18 protein-coding genes and 1 tRNA gene are annotated in these 20,659 nt (G+C 65.5%); 5 read left to right on the top strand and 14 right to left on the bottom strand.

The features are described 5' to 3' along the window. The first annotated feature begins 26 nt into the window (after positions 1-26). Positions 27-476: a hypothetical protein gene (locus tag GJ629_RS16025; RefSeq protein ID WP_197428423.1), complete on the top strand. Its 450-nt coding sequence runs from the start codon at positions 27-29 to the stop codon at positions 474-476. Here the strand turns inward: GJ629_RS16025 and GJ629_RS04415 are convergent. From GJ629_RS04415 to GJ629_RS04390, 6 genes are read right to left on the bottom strand one after another with little or no spacing between them, the layout of a single operon-like run. After that, complete coding sequence (locus GJ629_RS04415; RefSeq protein WP_157511926.1) at positions 473-1,261, bottom strand: hypothetical protein; 789 nt, start codon at positions 1,259-1,261, stop codon at positions 473-475. The two genes, GJ629_RS16025 and GJ629_RS04415, sit on opposite strands and share 4 nt — an antisense overlap. Then, positions 1,261-3,684: a LamG-like jellyroll fold domain-containing protein gene (locus tag GJ629_RS04410; RefSeq protein WP_157511925.1), complete on the bottom strand. Its 2,424-nt coding sequence runs from the start codon at positions 3,682-3,684 to the stop codon at positions 1,261-1,263. The genes GJ629_RS04415 and GJ629_RS04410 overlap by 1 nt, the downstream gene beginning before the upstream one ends. 47 nt (positions 3,685-3,731) lie before the next feature. Next, complete coding sequence (locus GJ629_RS04405; protein WP_157511924.1) at positions 3,732-3,890, bottom strand: hypothetical protein; 159 nt, start codon at positions 3,888-3,890, stop codon at positions 3,732-3,734. Positions 3,891-3,944: 54 nt separating this feature from the next. Further along, complete coding sequence (locus tag GJ629_RS04400; RefSeq protein WP_157511923.1) at positions 3,945-5,873, bottom strand: hypothetical protein; 1,929 nt, start codon at positions 5,871-5,873, stop codon at positions 3,945-3,947. Continuing rightward, a complete protein-coding gene (locus tag GJ629_RS04395) occupies positions 5,870-6,517 on the bottom strand; it encodes a hypothetical protein (protein WP_157511922.1) in 648 nt (215 codons plus the stop codon). Before GJ629_RS04395 ends, GJ629_RS04400 begins: the two co-directional genes overlap by 4 nt. Before the next feature lie 2 nt (positions 6,518-6,519). Beyond that, on the bottom strand, positions 6,520-6,984 hold the full coding sequence (locus GJ629_RS04390) for a hypothetical protein (protein ID WP_157511921.1): 465 nt from the start codon (positions 6,982-6,984) through the stop codon (positions 6,520-6,522). Positions 6,985-7,268: 284 nt separating this feature from the next. Between GJ629_RS04390 and GJ629_RS04385 the strand changes: the two genes are divergently transcribed. Continuing rightward, positions 7,269-7,340: transfer RNA gene (locus GJ629_RS04385), tRNA-Ala, on the top strand. 257 nt (positions 7,341-7,597) lie between these two features. On the opposite strand, the gene GJ629_RS04380 is transcribed toward GJ629_RS04385, so the two are convergent. Further along, positions 7,598-11,140 (bottom strand): PKD domain-containing protein, encoded by a 3,543-nt coding sequence (locus GJ629_RS04380; RefSeq protein ID WP_157511920.1) that lies wholly within the window; start codon positions 11,138-11,140, stop codon positions 7,598-7,600. Here GJ629_RS04380 and GJ629_RS04375 point away from each other — a divergent pair. Further along, positions 11,108-11,491, top strand: a complete 384-nt coding sequence (locus GJ629_RS04375) for a hypothetical protein (protein WP_157511919.1) — start codon at positions 11,108-11,110, stop codon at positions 11,489-11,491. The genes GJ629_RS04380 and GJ629_RS04375 overlap by 33 nt on opposite strands. 146 nt (positions 11,492-11,637) lie before the next feature. Here GJ629_RS04375 and GJ629_RS04370 read toward each other — a convergent pair whose 3' ends face one another. From GJ629_RS04370 to GJ629_RS04340, 7 genes are read right to left on the bottom strand one after another with little or no spacing between them, the layout of a single operon-like run. Further along, on the bottom strand, positions 11,638-12,486 hold the full coding sequence (locus GJ629_RS04370; protein WP_231754485.1) for a hypothetical protein: 849 nt from the start codon (positions 12,484-12,486) through the stop codon (positions 11,638-11,640). Beyond that, positions 12,483-13,007 carry a hypothetical protein gene (locus GJ629_RS04365; RefSeq protein ID WP_157511917.1) on the bottom strand — a complete coding sequence of 175 codons (525 nt, stop codon included), beginning with the start codon at positions 13,005-13,007 and terminating at the stop codon, positions 12,483-12,485. The genes GJ629_RS04370 and GJ629_RS04365 overlap by 4 nt, the downstream gene beginning before the upstream one ends. Next, on the bottom strand, positions 13,004-13,918 hold the full coding sequence (locus tag GJ629_RS04360) for a hypothetical protein (protein WP_157511916.1): 915 nt from the start codon (positions 13,916-13,918) through the stop codon (positions 13,004-13,006). The genes GJ629_RS04365 and GJ629_RS04360 overlap by 4 nt, the downstream gene beginning before the upstream one ends. Beyond that, positions 13,915-14,523, bottom strand: a complete 609-nt coding sequence (locus tag GJ629_RS04355; RefSeq protein WP_157511915.1) for a hypothetical protein — start codon at positions 14,521-14,523, stop codon at positions 13,915-13,917. Before GJ629_RS04355 ends, GJ629_RS04360 begins: the two co-directional genes overlap by 4 nt. 1 nt (position 14,524) lies before the next feature. Then, positions 14,525-14,995, bottom strand: a complete 471-nt coding sequence (locus tag GJ629_RS04350) for a hypothetical protein (protein WP_157511914.1) — start codon at positions 14,993-14,995, stop codon at positions 14,525-14,527. A gap of 41 nt (positions 14,996-15,036) precedes the next feature. Next, positions 15,037-17,217 carry a type II secretion system F family protein gene (locus GJ629_RS04345; RefSeq protein ID WP_157511913.1) on the bottom strand — a complete coding sequence of 727 codons (2,181 nt, stop codon included), beginning with the start codon at positions 17,215-17,217 and terminating at the stop codon, positions 15,037-15,039. Next, entirely contained in the window at positions 17,214-19,769 is a 2,556-nt protein-coding gene (locus GJ629_RS04340) for a type II/IV secretion system ATPase subunit (protein ID WP_157511912.1), read from the bottom strand. Before GJ629_RS04340 ends, GJ629_RS04345 begins: the two co-directional genes overlap by 4 nt. A gap of 277 nt (positions 19,770-20,046) precedes the next feature. On the opposite strand from GJ629_RS04340, the gene GJ629_RS04335 reads away from it, so the two are divergent. Together GJ629_RS04335 and GJ629_RS04330 are read left to right on the top strand one after the other, a co-directional pair. After that, positions 20,047-20,343 (top strand): hypothetical protein, encoded by a 297-nt coding sequence (locus GJ629_RS04335; protein WP_157511911.1) that lies wholly within the window; start codon positions 20,047-20,049, stop codon positions 20,341-20,343. 51 nt (positions 20,344-20,394) lie between these two features. Next, positions 20,395-20,659, top strand: a 265-nt coding sequence (locus GJ629_RS04330) for an MFS transporter (protein ID WP_157511910.1), incomplete at its 3' end; no start/stop codon positions are given.

The raw sequence follows: 20,659 nt of genomic DNA, 5'->3' as shown, positions 1-20,659 counted from the left end.
ACGCCTTCGCCGTCGCCGGCGGCGAGATGGTCGAGTTCGAGGCGACCCAGTACGGCTGTGCCGAGTGGCGTGCGACCGGACAAGTCGAGACCATCAACGGCTCGCAGTTCCCCGTCACCCGTTGTGCCGAGATGGATCCCGCGAACGAGACTGTCGTCGAGGGCGAGGACGTGACCGTGTTCACCAACGACGACACCGCGGCGTTCAACGACTTCCTCGACAACACCTCCGCCGCCGAGTGGCAGACCAATCTCACCGAAGCCCTCGACGGGTACGGCGGCCTCTACAACCGGAGTTCCGACTCGCTCGAACTCAACAGCAACCAAGTGTTGGTCCTGTATGACTTCCCCGACGGCCGCAACACCGACAACCGAATGTTGATGCTCTACCGGGTCGGCCTCTCCGAGGAGAACGCCCGGCCCGAGGGCGTCGTCGACATCACCGTCTCGGAAGTCGAACTCGACGAGGGCAGCTAGCTGTCGAAGGTCACGTCGATGACCGTGTGCCGGACGTACACTCGTTCGGTCCCCTCACAGGAGACGGTCGTCGTCGGACCGCTGTCGTCGGTGTCGAAGGCCGTGTCCTCGAAGTACTGTCGCCACTGGGCCGCCCGCGGGGAGTCTATCTCGACGGCGACATCGGTCGCCGAATCGGCCGACCCCGGACCGCTGTCGGCAGTCGGGTACAACAGTGTGGTGTTCGTCGACCGCCCGGTCACGCGGAGCGTGCTGTCGCCGCCGTAGGTCCGCCCCTCGATAGCGTCCAGCGTCACCAGCGAGATGACCGCGCCGCGGTCCCGACAGACCAACCCCGGATCGTGGTTGAGGACGCCGCTCTCCCAGTCCTCGGCGCCGCGGAAGGTCGCCCCGTTCTCGTAGACGACCTCGGTGTCGTCGGTCCGGTAGACGAGTGCGTTCAACGGCACCGTCGCCTCGTAGTCCGATCCGGGGTGGTCGACGGTCACCGTCGCCGACGACGACTGTTCGACGTACATCTGGCCGCCGTCCAACTCCAGGGCGTCCGTGCGGGTCTCGGTCTGGCCCTCCTCTATCTCGTCGAACGACCGGGCGATCAACTCGAAAGTCGTCTCGGCGTTCCGGAGTTGCTGGTCGGTGCTGAAGTCCTCCAGTTGGCCGAGGCCGATGATGCTGACCAGTCCCACGGACCCGATGACGATACTGAACGTCAGGACGAACCCGAGCGTGTCGCTGAGGCCGCGGTCACCGACGGCGACGGTCCGCGGCCGACGGGTCCCGTCCATCAGGACCCCTCCTCGATTGCGACACCGTCGAGTTCCGGACTGGTCGCCGACGAGGACGAGGTGAGCCGGACCTCGACCCACAGTTCGGACTCCTTGCCGCCTCTGAACCCGCTGACGTCGACCGTCCCGGTCCCGTCGTCGCTCGCGCCGAGGGTTATCGTGTCGCTCTCACGGCCCGGCGCGCGAACCGTCAACTCGATGCTCTCGCCGCTGTCGATGTCGGCGTCGTAGGAGAGGTCGAGTTTCTTCATGTTGACCGCGCTCCCGGACTTCGAGGCCGTCTCGACGTACCCCTCGGTGACGTTGGACAACCGTTCGACCTGGTCGTCGGTCAGGCGGTCGTCGTACACTCTGACGTCGTCTATCGCGCCGTCGAGGTACCGGGCGTCGGTGGCGAGGTCGGTGGCGATACCGGCGTCCTCACCGCTCGCGGACTCCATCTCGTCCGGCCGCGAATCGATACCGACTCGCGTCCCGTCGACGTACGACCGCATCACCTCGCCGTCGAACGTTCCGACGAGATGGTAGTACCTATCGGCTCTGTGGTCGATTCCCTCCGGAGCGGTTCCGTACAGGGTGCCGCCGTCGTTGATAGCGAAGATGAAGTCGTTACCCCCGCTGAACAGCATATTGTAGGCGTATCCCTTCTCGAACAACCAGATGTACCCGCCCTGTCTGCTGTCCTTGTTGACCCACATCGAGACGGTCACTTCGTCGTCGGACATCTCCAGCGAACTGTCGTCGGGGACGGTGAGGTGGTCGTCCGAGCCGTCGAACGACAGCGCTGTCGTCCCGGCGATGCCGTCGGTCGTCGATGGGCCGCCTTCGAGGCTGCCGTCGTTGCTCCCGGCGACGTCGACGACAGAGCCACCGTCGAACGGCCAGTGGCTCACGAGCGATCCGTCGACGCTCCCCGGCGGCGTTCCGAGTTGCAGACGCGCCGCGCCGTAGTCGCCGTAGGAGTCGTGGACGACGCCGACGGACCGGTCGGCGCTGTCCCAGTCGCCTCCGGTCTGCCAGACGTACGGTCCGGTGGCGCTGATCCCGCCGGCGCTGGCGTTCTGTGGCAGGTTGGTCACCTCGGTCCCGCCGGCAGTCTCGGCGTCGTCCAGCCGGACGTAGTAGGTCCCGGAGGGCCGCGAGAACGTCGCCTCGTAGGTGTAGGTCCCGCCGGCGACGCTCTCGGAGAAGTCGCTCCCGGAGACGGTTGCCGTCGATCCGCCGTTCCCTATTTCGCCGCCGAACGTCGTCGTGTCGAGTTCCTCGGAACTGTCGAACGAGACCGTCACGTCGCCGCCCGAGCGGGTGACGGCGTAGTCCGTCACCGTCGGCCCGTCCTCGGCACCGAACACCGTCCGGTTTGTCGTCCCGTCGACCCAGTACCGGAAGCCGAACTCCGGGAAGTCGTTCTGTCCCCGCAACGGGCCGCCGCCTTGGAACTTACAGACGCTGACGCCGACGGTCTGTCCCGCCGAGATGTCGAGTCGGTTCGGTCCCCGGCCCAGCGTCAACACGACGCCGTCGGGCTTGTTTCGGGTGTCTATCCGCCCGATGTCGTATCCGATGTCGTAGGCGTCGGTGTAGTCGCCGTCGTTGTTCGTGTCGATGGCTATCTCTGCGCCGCTGCTGTAGTCGATGAAGTTCACTTTGTTCGGCGGGTCGATACTCAGGTGGCTCACGTCTATCGCTTGGCCCCACTGGTTGGTGATCGAGAACTCGGCGCAGTTACCGCCGGTGCGTCCGGTGCCCGAACTGACCGACATATCCTTGTTGTACTCAAGCCCGGAGACGCGGACCGTCCGGCTCTGTCGGGCCGTTGCCCCCTCGTCGTCGGTGAGGACCAGCGTGACGTTGTGGGCCCCGGCCGATAGCGACGTCTCGATGGTCGCGGGGGTCCCGCCGGCGGATGTCTCGGTCCCGTCGACGTACCACGTGTAGCTCTTGATCGAGCCGTCGGGGTCGCGCGACCGGTCGGCGTCCGCCCGGACGAGCGTGTTCGTCGTCGGGTAGTCCGGGCTGAACGAGAACCGCGGGATGGGCGGCCGGTTCGTCGGGTCGACGACGCGGCCGTAGGTGTTGCGCTGGACGTCTCGACCGACACCGACCTTGAGGTTCCCGGACGCCCGGTCCGCCTCGGCCGCGGGCGCGCCGGTCGCTGCCGTCCCGCCCCCGGTGGCCGTGGCCGTCACCCTGAACTGCGTGTCGCCGGTCCGGTCGAGCGAGAGCGAGACGCCGTCCCGAACCCGGACCGGTGTCTTGCTCGTCATATCCTTCTCCGGCACTTCGACGACCAGACAGGTGTCGGAACTGAACCGGCTCGTGTCACACGCCGGTCCGGAGGTCAACCGCACGTCGTACGTGCTGCCGACGACGCGTTCGGGTTGTGTGATCAAAAACGACGCCTCGCCGTTCTCGTCCGCCATCGCGCCGGCCTGTTCGGCCTGTCCGGCGAGGCTGTTGCCGACGCTGTCTAGCTGGTCTCTGGCCGCGAACTCCTCCTGATCGGCGAGGAACGTACTCGCGTCCCGACCAACAGGATGACGAGTATCGCGGTGATGCCAAGCGTCAGCGCGTGGACGACCGGCGTCGAGACGCCACGACGATCGGCCCCGAAGGTGAGTTCGCTCATCGTTGCCCTCCTCGCCGGTGGATACTGTGTTGATTCCATAGCATACGGATCACCTCAGAGGACCCCCGTCTCGCTGGAGCCGTCGACGGTCGACCCGTCGGTGTCGGTCAGCGTCACCACCGACCGAGAGCCCGGTGTCAGCGGGTCGTCGACGTACCGTATCTCCTCGGGCGACCCGGTGCTCGGCGGGTTCCGAACGTACACTATCTCCGGGCCTCCGTCGTCGTCGACGTCGGCCACCGTGATCGGCGCTTTCGCGGCCGCCGGTTCCCCGCCGCCGGTCACGTCGCTGATCACCGTCGTCCCACCGCCGCTGGCCCCCCGGTTGATCTTGATGTCGTTGCTCCCGTCGACGCCGACGACCGCGGCGGTCCCGTCGCCGTCGAGGTCGGCGACCGTTCCGGCACCGACGCCGCCGTCAGAGCCCAGTTGTCCGTCCGGAACCGACGACACCGAGCCGTCGGTTTCGAGGTACCGGAGTTGCTGGCTGGCGTCTGCGAAGACCAGTTCGTCCTCGTCGTCGCCGTCGATGTCGCCGATTCCGGAGATACCCTGTGCGCCGTTGGACGGTGCGGCGACTTCGGTCACCGTTCCGTCCGCGGTCGCCCGGTAGATGCGGTCGTTGTTGTCGTCGACGAAGAACACCGACGGGTCGCTCCCGTCCCACGTTCCACTCGCCAGCCGCGTCTTGTCGTGTTGGATGTCGCCCGAGGGCACGTCGGCGCTGGTGACGACGCTGCTCACTTCGCCGGCCGTGTCGACGAGTTTGAGTTCCGCCCCGGCCCCCGTGCCCGTGACGTAGGGGACGTCTTCGTCGCCGTCGCCGTCGACGTCCGTACTGGCCCGGCCGGCGGCCTCAACGGTGTCGCCGGTCGTCGCGGGGATGGTCGTGACGGCCCCGCTGTCGCCTTCGATCACCTTCAGCCCCGTCGTATCGGCGGTGAACAGCGTCCCGGCCCCGAACGCCTCGGTCCGCGGCCCGGCCTCGTACACCTGTATCGTCCGGTTGGTGTTCAGCCCCACGTTGCTCGACCGATACTCCATCCCGACGGTGGCCGTCCAGACGACGGGGGAGAGACACGGTGGTTGGCGGCCGCCGTCTGAGCAGTGCGGGTAGGACTCGGACCCGCTTGCGGACGACTCCGGATCGAGCGTGTTCGACTCGTCGGTGTCCCACGTCTCGTTGACGACGATGCCGTACCGACCGACGAGGTTGTCGCCGTCCTCGACCGCGACGGATTTGGGGCCGCTGAGCTGTTCGAACCCGGCGAACGAGCACTCCCCCGAGAGCCCGGTCCCGCGCCGCAGGTCGAGCAGGACCCGCGTCCCGACGCCGCCACAGCTATCGCTCGCCAGTTCGACCCCGTCGTCGTCGGTGACCCGGACGGAGACGTTGCCACCGGAGCGGTTGAGCCGATAGGTCCACTCGTTGCCGAGCCCCGATCCGACGGAGACACGCGTCGCTCGCTCGCTCGTGTTCCGCACGTCGACGTTGAGGACGAACCACCCGATCTGTGTCCGGGACGGCACTGGCTGCCAGTCCGCGGGGTCCGACCCGGCGTCGGGTGTCGAGTGTGACCCGTTGTACGTCAGCGGTCGGTCGACGCCCTGGACGATACGCGTCCCGCTGTGGTTGGTCTCGCGGTAGACGATACGCGTAAACTGCGTCCCCGAGGCCGCCGATAGCTGCGACAGTGCGGTGCTGTACCCCGTCGTGTTCCGCTCGGCCGCGGCCTCCAGCGCCGAGAAGGTCACGTTCCGCTCGGCGTGGTTCAACCGGAACAGAAGCGACCGGACCGACGACTGGCCGCCGTCGCTGAACTCCTCTACGTCACCCGTCTCGAGTGTCGTCTCGCCCGGAGCGACGTTCTCGGTGTACAGCACCGTGTTAGTCACCAGCGCGAGGCCGAGAATCGTCAGCGCGAGCGCGACTGCGCCGATCAACAGCAACTGCCCGCGTTCGTCGTCGGGTCTCGGGATCACCAGACGATCACCCGTACTTCGACGATGTTGTACACCGGACCGTCGACGACGTTCGGCACCGGGTAGTATCCGCTCTGCCAGTCGGTCGGATTCTCCGTCGGGTTGGTGTCGTACTGCCACAGTTCGGCCGGCCCGGCGCTGGGCGACGTGAGCGTCATATTGTCGTACAGTGTGACTCGATGGGTCGCGATGACGGCGCTGTCGGAGGGTTCCCCGCGGTCGACGATGGTCGTCGTGTTCGTGGCTCCGCCCGGCGCGTCAGCGAGGTATCGCATCTCGACGTTGTACTGTCGGCCTCGCTGGGTGAACGTCTCGTTCATCACCGCCCCGAGGGTTCCGGGCGGGGTCCGCTGGCCGTAGCCGATGCGCGGGTTCACCGCCCCGGCGAACGTCCGCCTGCTCTGTGACCAGTTGCGCACCAGTTCCGACAGCGACCCCGACTCCGCCTCCGCGGAGACGACCAGCGCGTCGTCGGCCTGTCGCTGTAACTCCTCGCGGACGCCGGGGTCGACGGCCCCGCCCGTCGTCGGCGTGATGATGACCGCCTGCAGCGCCAGATACAGCGCCGTCATCACGACGACGGCACTCAGCAGTCCTTCGAGGGTGAACGCCTGCCCGCGGTCGCCTCGATTGTCACCTGCCATCGTTACCACACCCGGACGACGAGTCGACACGCCGGATCACAGCGGGAATCGGCCAGCGTGACGATTCTGGTCGAGGTGGCGACCTCCCTGTTGTACGGCCGGTTCGCCGTGGCGAACACCGTCCGCTCGCCGTCGAGGGTCCTGATGGTGATGTTCACGCTCGCCGTGACGTCGAGGCCGAAGCGCTCCCGTAACGCCGCGTTCGACACGTCCGGTCCGAACAGCGGTTGCAACTCCCGCGCGCTCAGGTTGTTCCGCTCGCCCGGCGTCGAGTAGTTGTCGAGCAGTTCGTTCGACACCTGTCGGGCCTGTGCTCGCTCGCTCCCGCTGGCGTCGGACTGGAACGGCGTCAACAGGTCGGGGAACAGGAGCAACACGAACACGAACGCCACGAGAAAGATACCGATACCCAGCGCGAAGTCCTGGAGTGTCTGCCCGCGGTCGTCCGTCAGCAGCCGCCCGCTCATCTTCCGCCCTCCGACTGTACCCGACTCCGTCGTCGTTCCGGACGCGCGGCTGTCCGTGTCCACGCACGGACCGAATCGACCCATCGGCCCGTGGACCAAACGCAGTACGTGGGGGGACAGCGCACTGACCGTTCGGCCATAAGATTCATATATTCGTTATTTTCCGATAATCCCTAATTGCTATTGAGTGTATTTAGAGGTTGTGGATATGTCAACTCCCGTCGAACGACGGCACGCTTCGATGGGTTTAAACAAACGCCTCGGATACAGTGTGATGCCGACGCGGGCTTGTAGATCAGCGGTAGATCATCCCCCTGGCACGGGGAAGGCCCGGGGTTCAAATCCCCGCAAGTCCACTCCTACGGTCGTTTCCTTGCGTGGTCACGCTCGTTCCACTCGCGTGACCCCCGCAAGTCCATATTTGCTGTCGCTCGCAAAATCGCGAGCGACGCGACTATGATTGTTCGAGCGGGGATTTGAGCAGTCACGCTCGCTTCCCTCGCGTGATCCGTCTTTCACTCACTCTCCTCGGTCACGAGCGAGTCGCTACAGTATCGGTTCCTCGTTCAGACAGCCATCGAAAAACGAACGTCGTCGAGTGTTCCGAGTCCCGTCAGTCGTCGTTGTCGACGTCGACTTCGACGACGCTGATGTCGACCGGGGTCGCGTCGTCGGTCGAACTCGACCCGTAGCTGATCAACACGTCCGTCGACGCGGTCGCGCCGTTGTCGTCGGTCACGGTGATCTCGGCGACGTAGGCACCTGACTCGTCGAGGTTCTCGAAGGTGGCCTGCCCGTCGCCCGCGGTGGTGTCGGTGACGGACGCGCTCGATCCGCTGGGCGTGCTGACCGCCGCGAAACTGTAACTCAGCGTCGCGTTGTCGCCCGCGTCCAAGTCGTAGGAGCCGCTGGCGTCGAGTGCGACCGTCGTGTCGTCACCCGTGCCCGCGTCGGCTTCGAGCACCGCGACCGGCTTCCGGTTCTCCACGGTGACCTCGACCGACAGCGTCTCCGTGTCGCTGCCGTCGGTGATCGTCACGGAGACGGTCTTGGTCCCCTCGTCGGTGAAGCTGTAGACGCGATCGGTCCCGCTGTCGGACTCAAGGACCTCGTCCCCGCCGCTGACCGACCAGCTATCGACGGACCAGCCGTCGGGGTCGACCTCGAAGGCGACCGACTCGCCCTCGAACACGGTCGACTGATCGGCTTCGAGTTCCGCCGAGGGACCCACGTCGATGGTCGCTGACGCCGTGTCGGTCGTGCCGTCCTCGCTCTCGACGGTCAATTCGACATCGTAGCTGCCGGGGGAACTGAACGTCACGTCGGGGGTCTCACCGGACGCGCCGTCGACCGGCCCGTCGCCGGACCAGTCGTAGCTGTCGATGTCCTCGCCGCTGGTCGGATCGTAGGACGGGCCGGCGTCGAGCGTCACCGTTTCGCCCGTCGAGACGCTCGTCGGGTACTCGAAGGCCGCGACCGCGCCCTCGTTGTTGACGTCGATCTCGACGCTCGTACTCGCCGTCGTGCCGTCCTCGCTCTCGACGGTCACCGTGACCGTCTTCGTTCCCTTGCTGTCGAACGTGACGGTGTCGCTCGCCGTGCCGTCGGCGATGTCGACGCCGGACCACGTGTAGTCGACGACCGACTCGCCGTCGTCGGGGTCCCGTGAGTCGCCGGCGTCGACGGTGATGGACTCGCCGACGGTTATGCCGGACTTGCTCGCGGTCAGGTTGGCGATCACCGGCTGGTTCGCAACGGTGACCGGCACCGTCGTCGAACCGGTCTGTCCGTCATCGGTCCGGACGGCGACCGTCACGTTCCGGGACTTGGTGAACGTCTCGGTCGTCGTCGCGGCGTCCTGCCACTCGCCGTCGCCGAACTTGTACTCGCTCACCTCGTCGCCCGCGTCCGGATCGTAGGACTCGGAGGCGTCGATGGTGACTGCCTCGCCGACGCTCGGTTCGGCGTCGGAGGCGGTCGCGATTGCGACCGGCGGCCGGTCGACGTTCTCTGCGTCGAACAGCAGCAGCGCGTAGCCGTTCGGCGTCGCCGTGCGGATCAGCGCCTGATCGTTCTCCGGGAGGACGACTTCGCCGTCCTCGATACTCGCGCCGACGTCGTCGAGCAGCGTCGCCTCGCTGCGCTGCCACCACTCGGTCGCCGCCGAGTCGATGCTGTCGCCGTCGGTGTAGGCCTCGTAGCCGGTGGTCGTCGTCTCCTCGCTACCCATCTTCGCGCCGCGGTGGACGTACTCGTTGCCGCCGTTGGTCTGAGTGATGTCGGAGTCGTAGCGGTCGCCGGACGCGTAGGTCGTCGTCGTCACGGCAAGCGTCGACCCGCCCTCGATACCCTCGAGGTCGTAGGTCCGCGGCGACGGGTCGACCGGGTCGACCGTCCTCGGATCGTTGAGGTTCACCGCGCTGCCGAACCCGGACGCCCCGAGGTCACCGCCGGCGCTTCCGGCGGTCACGGACATCGTGATCGGCGCGTGGTCGATCGCTCTGACCGTATTCGTCTGTGAGTCCGCGACGATCTGCTGGAACTTCTCTTCGAGTTCGCCCGCGTCGTCGGCGTGGTAGTACTGTCCGCCGGTCGTGCTGGCGATACCCTGCAACTGGCCGGTGTCGACGCCGTCACCGAGGCCGACCGAGTAGATGGTGACGCCCTCGGCGGCCGCCGCTCGGGCCGCCGAGACGGGGTCCTCGCCGGTGTTGTCCCGGCCGTCGCTCAGCACGACCATAACCTTGTTCCGGTCGTCGGGGCTGTCGCCGACCTGTTCGAGTCCGTCCCGGATCCCGGCGGCGATGTTCGTGTTCCCGCCGACGTCGGTTTCGAGATTCTTGACGGCGTCGAGGTCACCGGTTAGACTGTACGGCGTCTGTGCGTCCGCGGTGAACTGGACCGCGGCGGCCCGGTCCATCGAGTCGTTGAGCGAGTCGAGGAACGACCGCGTCGCGTCGATTCGTTCGCCGTTCGGGTCGTTGCCCGCCGGCTGTAGTTCGAGTCGCTCGCCGCGGTCCAGCGTGATCCTCTCGCCGGGGCTGTGGTAACTGACAAAGTCCCACCACGCGTAGGGACCGTACCGGACCCATTCCTCCTTGACGGCGGCCATATCCGACGGCACGGTCACGGTGCCCGGGCCCTCGACGTACTCGTACTCGTATCGGCTCGCCGTCGGATCGTACAGCATCGACCCGGACTCGTCCAGCACGAACGCGACGTCCATTGGGTCGCGGTACTCGACCGAGGAGAACTCCGTCTCGTTGGTGACCCCGGACTGGGTCCCGAGGTACGTCAGGTCGCCGGCGTCGGCGTTGACCGTCACCGATCCGCCGTCGCCGCCCTCGGTCAGCGGACAGCCGTCGGCACCGAGGCCGTAGGTCTCCGGACAGTCGTCGTGTCTGTCGACGATGCCGTCACCGTCGCTGTCGTCGACGACGTCCCGACGGTTCTCCTTGCTCCGGTCGCTCGGGTTGTCCTCGTCGACGCCGTCACAGTCGTTGCCGTGCCCGCGGTCGTGGTCGTCAGTGTTGCAGTCCCGGCCGTCGCCGTCACTGACGTCCGTCGACCCGTCGTCGGCGGAGCTGTTGGTCGTCGCGGTGTCGTCGCCGGAACCGCTGGGAGAGGTGTCGCCAGCGGTGTCGGTTCCGCCGGTCGTCGACCCGCCGGTCGAGTCATCGACGCTCGTCGACCCGCCCGTCGACAGCGGGGGCGTCCCGCTGGAGGACGTGGTCGTCCCCGAACTCGACGCGCCGCCGCTGCCGGAGCGGTCGGCCTCGATGTCGTCTATCGTGATCTCGACGCGGTCGTCGTCGGTCCGTGACACCGACGCGTCGTCGCCCATATTGCTCTCGACGTAGTCGGCCCACCCGGGTGCGAAGTCGCTCCGGACCGATATCTCGACGTCGACCTTGTCGACGCCGGGCTCGCGCCACACCGTCGACAGCTCGCTCATCAGCTCCCGGGTCGCATCGCGGGAGCTCTCGACGTTGCGCGTCGCGATGATGTCACCTTTCGATATCGCCTCGTTGCGCTTTCGGATGTCCGTCAGCGTCACCTTTAGCTGACCGTCGGCCATCTCTAGGTTCGGCCTGTCGACCATCCGGACCCCGTCGTCGGTCTGTTGCCAGACGCCCCCACCCTGGAGGGCCAGCATCTCGCCGTCCTGCTCGTAGTATATCGTCCCCAGTTGCTTGCTGACGGTCTTGCTGTTAGTGGGGTCGTCGCGTCGGTGACGGTCAACTCGATGGTCGCCGTGTCGTCGACCCCGATGTCCCCGCTCAGCTTGTTCGGGAACGTGACCGCTGTCGATTCGTTCGCTGCACTGTCGTCCATAGAAGCGATTCGGGAGGCGGCATCCTGCATCGAGTCCTTCGCGAGTTCCGTGTCCGTCTGGGAGGACACGTCGTTCAGCGCCGGTATTCCGACGAATACGACGACGAACGCACCCGACAGGACGAGCCCAACGAGCAGGATCACTCCGAGAACGTTGGAGACGCCTCTCTGACCGGTTCGCTCCCCTTCACACCCAACTTCCATACTTGCTCACACGTCAGTCATCAATATAAAACCCGCGGGATTTTAACGAACGCGAAAACGATATTTTCTGCCAGTTAATCCACTCTACCTCGGATATTGGGTCCAACAGACCTCTCACGTGTCACCGGCCGAGGACAGCGACAGCGTGACCGACGTCTCCCGGATCAGCACTTGGTTCACGTCGGTACACTCGAGGGTGTCGCCCGACACCGACCACCCGTTCCCGAGGCCGTCGCCGTACTGCTCCCACCCGTCAGGGTAGCCGGCGTCGCTGTAATCGACCGACACCGACGCGCTCCCCGAGGTGTACGACCGACGGGTGACCACGCGGCTCTCGCCGGCGTCGTATGCGGCGCTGAGCAGGACACCTCCCTCGTCGGAGATGCTGCCGGTGTTCCGCAACTCGATGCCGTCGTCTATCACCGCCGCTCCGTCCGAGTCGATCAGATCGACCCGCTCGCGGCCGCTCCGCGTCGTCGTGACCGTCACGTCGTCGGTATCGTAGGTCACCACCGAGACGATGGCCGTGTTCCCCCGGCAGGTGACCGCCGGCCGATACGCCACCAGACGGCCGTTCCCCGAGAACACCGCGCCGCCCTCGTAGGCCACCTCGTAGTCGTCTAACTGGTGGGCGATGGCGTTCGTCTCGATCGTCTCCGTCCTCGGCGGGCCCGACGGCGGGTCGACCGTCACCTCAAGCGACGCCGTATCGAGGAACTGCAACCGCCCGCCGCTGAGACTCACGCCCGCATCGCGCCGCTTGTCTGATCGTTGGTTGACAGAGTCGAACGACTCGGCCAACTCGACCATCCCCTGTTCGGAGTTCCTGATCTGTTCTTGGTCGCGTGCCTCGGATATCTGGTCGAAGCCGACGGTCGCTACGATGGCCACTGACGCGAGGACGAGCGCGAACGTCAGGACGAACCCGACGAGGTCCGACACCGCACGCTCTTCCCCCCTCACGGGCACGACCCCCTGAAGACGATCAACTGGCCGTCGTCGGGGTAGGCCGGCCCGGTCCCCCGACACACGCGCACATCGATTCGGCCGGTCTCCAGCGAGACCGACTCCTCGTCGGCCGGCACCACAGCCGTCTCGTTGCCCAGCGGTATCCGGACGTCGACGTCCGGCGACCCCGTCGAGTTGAGATACAGCATCGCCTCGGTCCGTGTGCCGTCCGATATCTGGTAGGGTTTGATCTCTACCGAGTAGGGAATCCCGGAGATATCGCCCGGGAGCGTGGCCGAGACGGTCGCGTTCGCCGACCCGTTCAGGCCGTCGTCGAGTTCGTCGACGTAGTGTATCTCCTGTGCGAACTGCCCGCCGACGTTCTGGAGTTGCGCCCGCGTCGCCTGCTGGCGTTGGTCTTCGAGGAGGTTCCCTGCGCTCAACAACAGTAGGCTGATCAGTATCGCGGTTATCCCCAGCGTGATGGCGTAACTGACGGTCACCGAGACGGCGCGAGTGTCGCTGTGTCGACTCATCCGACGATGTTCCCTCCCATAACCTGTATCGTCCCGTTGTACCGGACCGACGGCGAGTTGTACCGCATATCGACGGCCGGGTCGACGACACCGGTCCCGACTGCCGGCGGGGCCGCCGACCCGGCCGTGGCCCCGTCGCCGATGGTCGCCGCTAGCGTCCCCTCTGCCTGTCCGCCGTTCTCGATTTCCAGCGTCGCGGGGCCGTCGATGTCCGGCAGTGTGAATCCGCTGCAGTCGGTGTCGGCCGCCGTCGCCACCGTCCCGCTTCCGTGGGCGAGGGTGACCCGCACCTCGTCCCCGTCGACCGGGTCCGCACAGAGCTCCCGGGCCGGGTCGCCCGTCGTCGGATCCGCCACCTCGACGTTAGTCTCGGTGAACCGTATCTCGTAGACGTCGGTCCCGGCGTCGGTGACGACGACGGTAAAGTCCGCCGACCCGTCGACCGACTGGTCGGTGACGGTCAGGGTGACGAACGGCACGACGGCCGTCGGATCGACGCCGATGTCCTCGGCGACGACACCGTTGTCGTACGACCCGACCGACGACTGACGGTGGAGACTCCCCGTCCGCGTCCTGCTGTCGTTCAGTCCGAGCGTCGTGAACCCGGTCCGGCCGTCGACGGTGATGTCGACGTAGCTCCTGTTGTAGGTCGTCAGCGCGTCGGCGAGTGCCGATTCGCTGCCGACGAACGCCACACCCTCCTCGTCCATCCCGGTGAGCAACTGCCGGACGTTGGTCCGCACCTCCGTCTCGGTGTGGTCGGCCGACTGGGCCGACCGGAGGGTCGTCTCGGATCCGGTGTGCTCGCTGAACTGGATGCCGTTGAGCAACACCACGCTCCCGACGATGACGACGGCGATCAGGATGCCAGTCAGCAACAGCAACTGGCCGCGGTCACGCTCTCCCGTCAATTCGATCCCTCCGCCCAGACTTCAACACGCACTTCGACGACGTTGTACACCGGTCCAGACCGCGCGTCCGGGACGTAGTGGTCGCTGTCCGCCGACAGCGTCTCGCCCCGGGGGACACACGCCCCGGTCGCCCCGTCGCGTTCGTATGAGGCCATCGAGTCGGTGAGCACGACGGTCCGCGAGGCCGTGACGACCTGTCCGTCCGTCACCGCGTCCTCGCCCTCGACGACCGTCGTCGCCCTACCGCCCGCCCCGTCGAGATACGAGAACGAGACGCGGTAGTCGAACCCCCGCGTCGCGAACGACCCGTTCAGCATCGGTCCGAACGCCGTCGTGTTCTCGACGCCGTCTATCGGTTCCGAGGCGATGCGCGGGTACGGCTGTCCGCTCCCGTCGACACATCGGACCGCGGTGTCGAGAGCGCCCCGCTCGGCGGCGACCGCCAGCAGGTCCTGTGCTTCGACCTGCCGACCCTCCGCACCGATGTCGTCGCCGCTGGCCGTCCACGGCGTCGTGTCGACGGCCTGTAAGCCCACGAGGACGGAACTCGCCACGATCAGCGCGGCGATGAACCCCTCCAGTGTGTACGCCTGTCCTCGTCCCATCTTACCACACCCTCACGATCAGCCGGCAGGTCCCGTCGGACCCACAGCGGTCCCCGTCCTCGAACTGCACGATGCGCGTCACCGTCGCCGTCGGTTCGTCGTCGTACACCCACGACCCGGCCGTGAACGTCGGGTCGTCGTAGACGTCGCCGACGCGTCGCTGTTCGACGATGGTGACGTTCGCGTTCCGCAACCAGACCCCGGCGTCGTCTTTGAGCGCGCCCGGGAGTTCCTGCTCGCCGGTCACCTCGCTGAGGCGCTGATACGCGAGCGTGTTCGTCGTCCCGCCGACGCGGTACTCCTCGATTACCGAGTCCGCGAGTTCCTGAGCCTGCGTGTGTTCGTTCCGGTCGACGGGCGTCTCGCTCACCTGAAACACCGTCGGCACGAAGATGAACACGCCGACCACTGTGAGAAGCAGGATGCTGATACCGACCGCGTAGTCCTGTGTCGTTTGTCCTCTGTCGTTCATAGTCGTTCCACCCCGACCGGTCGTGTCCCCACCCAAGGGACTCAGTCTGTATCCGACCAGCCGACCCGTTCGCGGAGCCACTCCGACCACACGCCGGCCGGCGTCGCCGAAAGCAGCAACACCGCTTCGGTGGTGTTGTTCCCGCCACCGACGTTGGTGTCGCTGCCCCCGACGCCGATCCAGACCACCAGCGCGATGGTCGAGAGGATCACCGCGTATTTGACACCCGATAGTAGACTAACATCCCTGATATAGCCTGCGATGAACGACGACAGGATGGCCTGTAAGGTCACTGCGTGGAAGAAAAGCAGCGACAGCGGGCCCAGACTGCTCGCGTCGAACTGCCCGCCGGCCTGTGAACTCGCCGCTCCACCGCCCCCGCCGGCCGAGCCGAGCCCCTGCATCGTCTCGAGGAACTGCATCTTCAGCAGCGCGATGACGCCCAAAAGCGTCAGGTAGGTCATAATGATGATCACGACCTGCATCCGCGTGCGGGCGATGCGGTCGCGGTCGATGTCGTCCTGGTTCTCACTGGCCTGTGCGGCCGTGCTCAGGACGTCCTGAATCTGGCTGGAGGCCTCCTGTGCCTCACTGATCAGCTTTATCGTCCGGGCCATCCGCGGGACGTGGAACTTGTTGTTGAACTCCCGCAACGACTGCTTGAGGCTCGTCCCGTAGTTGACCTTCGCGTGGACCGTCTCCATCTCCTCGGCCAACCGTCCCGAGGAGGTGTCGGCGACGACCCGGAACGACTCCAGCAGCGTCATCCCGGTGTCGTTCGCGCTGGCGAGTTTCCGGAGGTTCTCCGAGAGGTTCCCGATGACCGACCGCCGGTAGCGCTGGTTCCACTCGTAGAAGATAGCCAGCGGGATGCAGTTGATGTACAGCGGGAGGTACACCCAGAAGAACGTCGCCCGGATCGGGTTCTGGGCGAAGCCGTTCTGGGCGCCCCAGACGAAGTCGTTGATCGGCAGCGGCGACGGTGCCCACCCGGTGAGGATGCTCCCGACCAGCGCGAGCAGCGACACGGGCATCGTGAACAACAGGACGTACGTCGGGTTGTCCCGGAAGAAGATGTGCGGCCTGCGGACTATCTCCATCAACTGGTAGCTCCGCTCGCGGTTCCTGATCCGGTCGAAGATGTTGTGTTCGCCGGTGAAGCTGTCGACCAGTCCGGTGTTGATCGCACCGCTTCCCTCGGCGAGTTGCGGGTCGTCGCCGTCGGGGTTGAGGTAGCCGTCGCCGATGGTGTCCTGCGTGACCGTCGAGACCAGCACGAGGAACCCGACGCTGACCAGCGGAATCAGCCCGTACACCGTCCCGTACATCAGCTGTCGGGAGGCGTTGCCCATCATGTTCATGATCACGAGGATGATGATGAGCAAGAGCGGGAACAGCGAGAGCGTCATGTACATCTCGCCGAACAGCTCCAAGGTGTCCAGTAGCTTCTCCTGTTCCTGTTTGGCCGTCCGCATGTGCTTGTTCTTCTGGTCTTCGAGGAAGCTCGTCATGTCCCCGCCGGAGTTGATGATCGACAGCATGTCCGTCAGGAACTGGCTCAACTCGTCGCTGGGTGTGGCGAGCGCCTGATTGCGGACCGCCGTCCGGTAGTCCGTGTCGAAGTACTCCGTCTCCAGCACGATGGTCTGGAACTCCTTGGCAACTTCGCCGTAGGTGTCGTCGGCCTTGCCCATCGCCTGCAGGATCTCGAGTTGGTTGAGGCCACCGACCGACAGTGCGTACATAAACGAGATGGAGTCCGAGAGCAGGACGTTGATCTCCCGTTCCCGGGAGGACGATCGGAAGTACGGCACCGAGACCAGCGATCCGAAACCGACGGCGAATCCGATGGCGCCGAATATGATCCCCGAAATGAGGACGAACGCGGGTATCTTCATCGCGTTCACGACCGCGTTGAACTGCCCGAGGTCGATGTCGAGGATCAGCGGGACGGACTCCGCGAAGAAGGTCGTGACGATGATGTACCCGACGAGCGTCCCCACCAGCCACAGGACGAGGCCGCCGATTGTCCCGACGGCAAGCGCCCGCGAGAGGAACATCTCGACGTTGTCGGACATCCGCGCCTCCTGCAGTTTCGTGTCGACGTTTCCGACGAAGTCCCCGTCCTCGTCGAACAGCCACTGGAACAGCGGGTAGAACGTGTCTCCAAGCGTCGACCCGCCGCCGAACGAGCCCCCTCCCTTGCGTGTGTCGAGGCTCATGACTCCTCAGACGCCTCCGCACCGGCCTTCGGAACGAACTGTCCGAACTCGATGGCCTCCTCTTCGTCCTCCTCCTCGTCGTCTTCGGCGTCCGGCGTCACCGTCACGTCGTCTTCCTCCTGTTGCATCCCGGTGAGCGCGCTGACGATGTCGCTGGTCTCCTCGGCGCGGAGCTGTTCGAACAGCGGATCGGCGTTCTCGAGGATGCCCTGTGCCTCGTCGCGCATCTCGTCGCCGGGGTCCGGCCGCGGGACCATCTCCTCTTTGTCCTCGTCGACGTTGATCTGGACCGACTCCATCTCCCGGAGGTCCTCGAGGCTCCGCTCGAGTTGGTCGTTGGCGATCAGCGTCATGATCGTGTCCGGGTCGTTGATGAACGCTTGGACCGTCGCCGCGACCTGCGTGTAGGTGTTCAGCCCGTGTTCGATGAGGTACGCCAGCACGACCTTCCGCTTGAACAGTTCCTCGTCGAGGCGGTCCTGTTGCCACCCGCGGTCGAACTTGATCTCCTCTAAGGTGTTGGAGTTGCCCATCTGGATGAACTTGTCCGTCTCGGCCTGCCACTGGTAGACGTCCCGGACGTTGATCTCGTCGTTCTCGGGCGCGTACTCGTTGATCTCGGTGAGGGACTTCGACCGGCGGACCTTGTTGCCGTCCGTCCGGGTCTGGGTCTGGATGGAGACCAGATCCAGCGCCGTGAACAGCGTCTTCGAGACGTTGATCGGTTCGGTGGTGAACCGCTTGATCACCTCGCCGACGGAGTCGGCGTGGAACGTCGTGTACGTCGTGTGGCCCGTGGACATCACCTGGAACAGCGTCCGGCCCTCCTCGCCACGGATCTCACCCATCACGATGTAGTCGGGGCGCTGTCGCAGTGCGGCCTCGAGCAGGTCGAACTCGTCGACGTCACCTTGGTCGTCCTGTCCGAAGGAGGGTCGGGTGACGGAGGCGACCCAGTTGCGCTGGGGCAGTTCGACCTCGCGGGTGTCCTCGATGGAGACGATTTTGGAGTTGCTGGGGATAAACAGCGAGACGGCGTTCAGGCTGGTCGTCTTCCCCGACGCGGTACCGCCGGCGAAGATGAGCGACTTGTGGTTCTCGATACAGAGCCACAGGAACGCCATCTGGTCCAGCGAGAAGGTGTTCCAGTTGATGAGGTCGACTGGCGTGAACGGGACGTCCTTGAACTGGCGGATGGTGTAGTTCGTCCCGTGGTCCGAGACCTCCTTCCCGAGGGTCAACTGGGCACGGGAGCCGTCCGGCAGCGTCGCGTCGACCTGCGGTTGGCGCTTGGAGATGCCTTTCCCCGACCGCTGTGAGAGCTTCACGACGAAGTCGTCCAGTTCCTTCTCGCCGTGCTCGATGTTCGAGATGATGTTCTCGTACTCGGTGTGGTAGACGAACACGCGGGTGTTGTACCCGTCACAGGAGATGTCCTCGACGTTGATGTCGTGTTTGATCGGGTCGATGCGCGCGTACCCGATGAAGTCACGTTTGAGTTCGTACAGTAGCTTCTCGACTTCGTACTCGGTGAGCGTGTCCCGGTCTTCCTCCAGCACGATTGGTTCCGGTCGGACCGAGATACCGTCGAGTTCGCCGCTCTGTTGTTCGGCGTCCTCGCCCATCCCGATCATCCGCTTGAGTTTCGCCACCGTCCCGTCGCTTTCGCCGGCGTCGCCGACGGGTTCGGAGTAGAGGTCGTACCGCTGGAGCAGTTCCTCTGTCTCCTGCTGGATGACCGCCGCCCGGTCGGCCTCGCTCCCCTCGACGGTGATGTCGTCGTCGGAGTATTTGATCGCCGTCCGGAGTTTACCGGCGATGAACTCCTGGAGATCGGTCTCGATCTCGTTCATGTACGGCTCGATGGCGTAGTACTTGCGCTCGTTCTCCTTGCGGGAGTGGAAGATGACGACGCAGGCGTAGGGCTTGTTCACCCAGTAGCGCTCGATCTCGTAGAAGTGCTCTTTTTTCTCCATCGGGACGGCCTTCTCGAGGTCGTAGCGGTTGACGACGGTGGTGTGACCTTCGACGGTCGAGAAGAACGCGTCCTCGTCGAGGTCCTCGTTGACGTCGACCGTCCGCTCGTCGACGAGATCGTGGAGATCACTGGCAATTGATTCCGCACCGCTGAGAACTCCTTCGGTCTCGTCGTCCTCGAAGTCGAGATACTCCTCGGGCTCGAACGGCACTTGGTTGCCGTCGCCGTCCCGGGGGATCTGATCGTCGTTCTGGTAGTAGTACTCCCGCTTGAAGTGCTCCCAGCTGTAGTCGCCTTTCCGGACCGGCGTCGTCTCTAGGTCCAGATAGGCCTCCCAGTACTGGTTGAGCGTCTTGGCGGCGCTGGCGCCGTCCTCGAACCGGTCGTCGGTGCGCTGTGGATCGAACCCCAGATACTTCTGCCGGTCGAACCGGCCGCCGTCGTGGAACTCCTGTCTGAAATCGGTCCAGCTGTAACTGTCCTCCCCGGCCTCTGCACTCACGTTCTGGAGAAACCGATCACCGCCAGAACCGGGCTCCTCACTCTCGCCCCCGTCTGTTTCATCAATTGCCATTAACAGCCTTTCGTCGGTTATAGGGAAAAAAGCTTACGTCAATGAGAAGGCGTCGCATACGGAATATCTCCGTAGAGTAATCGGTCCCTAACGGATCTCTCAGGGCCTATACTGTTGGTATACGGGATTGGGTGTGTTTAGCTCACACCCCGATATGTCAGATTGAAGGCGGCGCGATTCGTCGTCGTTCGACCGGTTCCCGACTCGCCGGGCCGTGCCGACCGGACCGTCGATGCGCCGGGAACGCTTAACTCGGACAGGTCCCAACGGGGAACCGATGGAACAGACGGACGCCCCGGACGGGTGGTCGCTCCTCGCGGAGACGGACGGCGCGGCCGCGCTGCTGGACGCCGCGCTCAGGCTCGACCCGGACGAACAGTACACCAGTACCGAACTGGCCGACGCCGCCGGCCTCACGATGAAAGACCTGTATCTCTCGGACGCGCCCGCGATGCTCGCCGACCGCGGCCTGTTCGAGACGGCGGAGACGGACGACGGAACCGTCTATCGCGTCGACGCCGACAGCGAGGCCTACGAGGCCGCGGCGATGTTCGCGGCCGCACTGGCGGAGTGACGCCGCGCTCGACCGGTCCACCTAAATCGACGCCCGGGCAAGGGACCGCCTGTGTCGGAACAGGCACCCACCCGCCTCGTCGTCGCGCTGATCGGCGGCTCACACCTGCTCAATCACGCCTACTTCACGCTGTTGCCGCCCATCTTCGGCGCCCTCGATTCGGACCTCTCGATCACCGCCGGCCAGTCGGGGCTGGCGCTCGGCCTCGTCGGATTCGTCGTCGTCGCCCTCCAGTTGCCGTACGGCTATCTCTCGGATCGGTACAGCCGGTCGCTCGTGCTCGCGTGCTCGCTGGTCGTCGGCACCGTCGGCGCGT

This window comes from Halapricum sp. CBA1109, assembly GCF_009741825.1.
Classification (GTDB): domain Archaea; phylum Halobacteriota; class Halobacteria; order Halobacteriales; family Haloarculaceae; genus Halapricum.
This window is presented reverse-complemented; position numbering and strand designations above follow the sequence as displayed.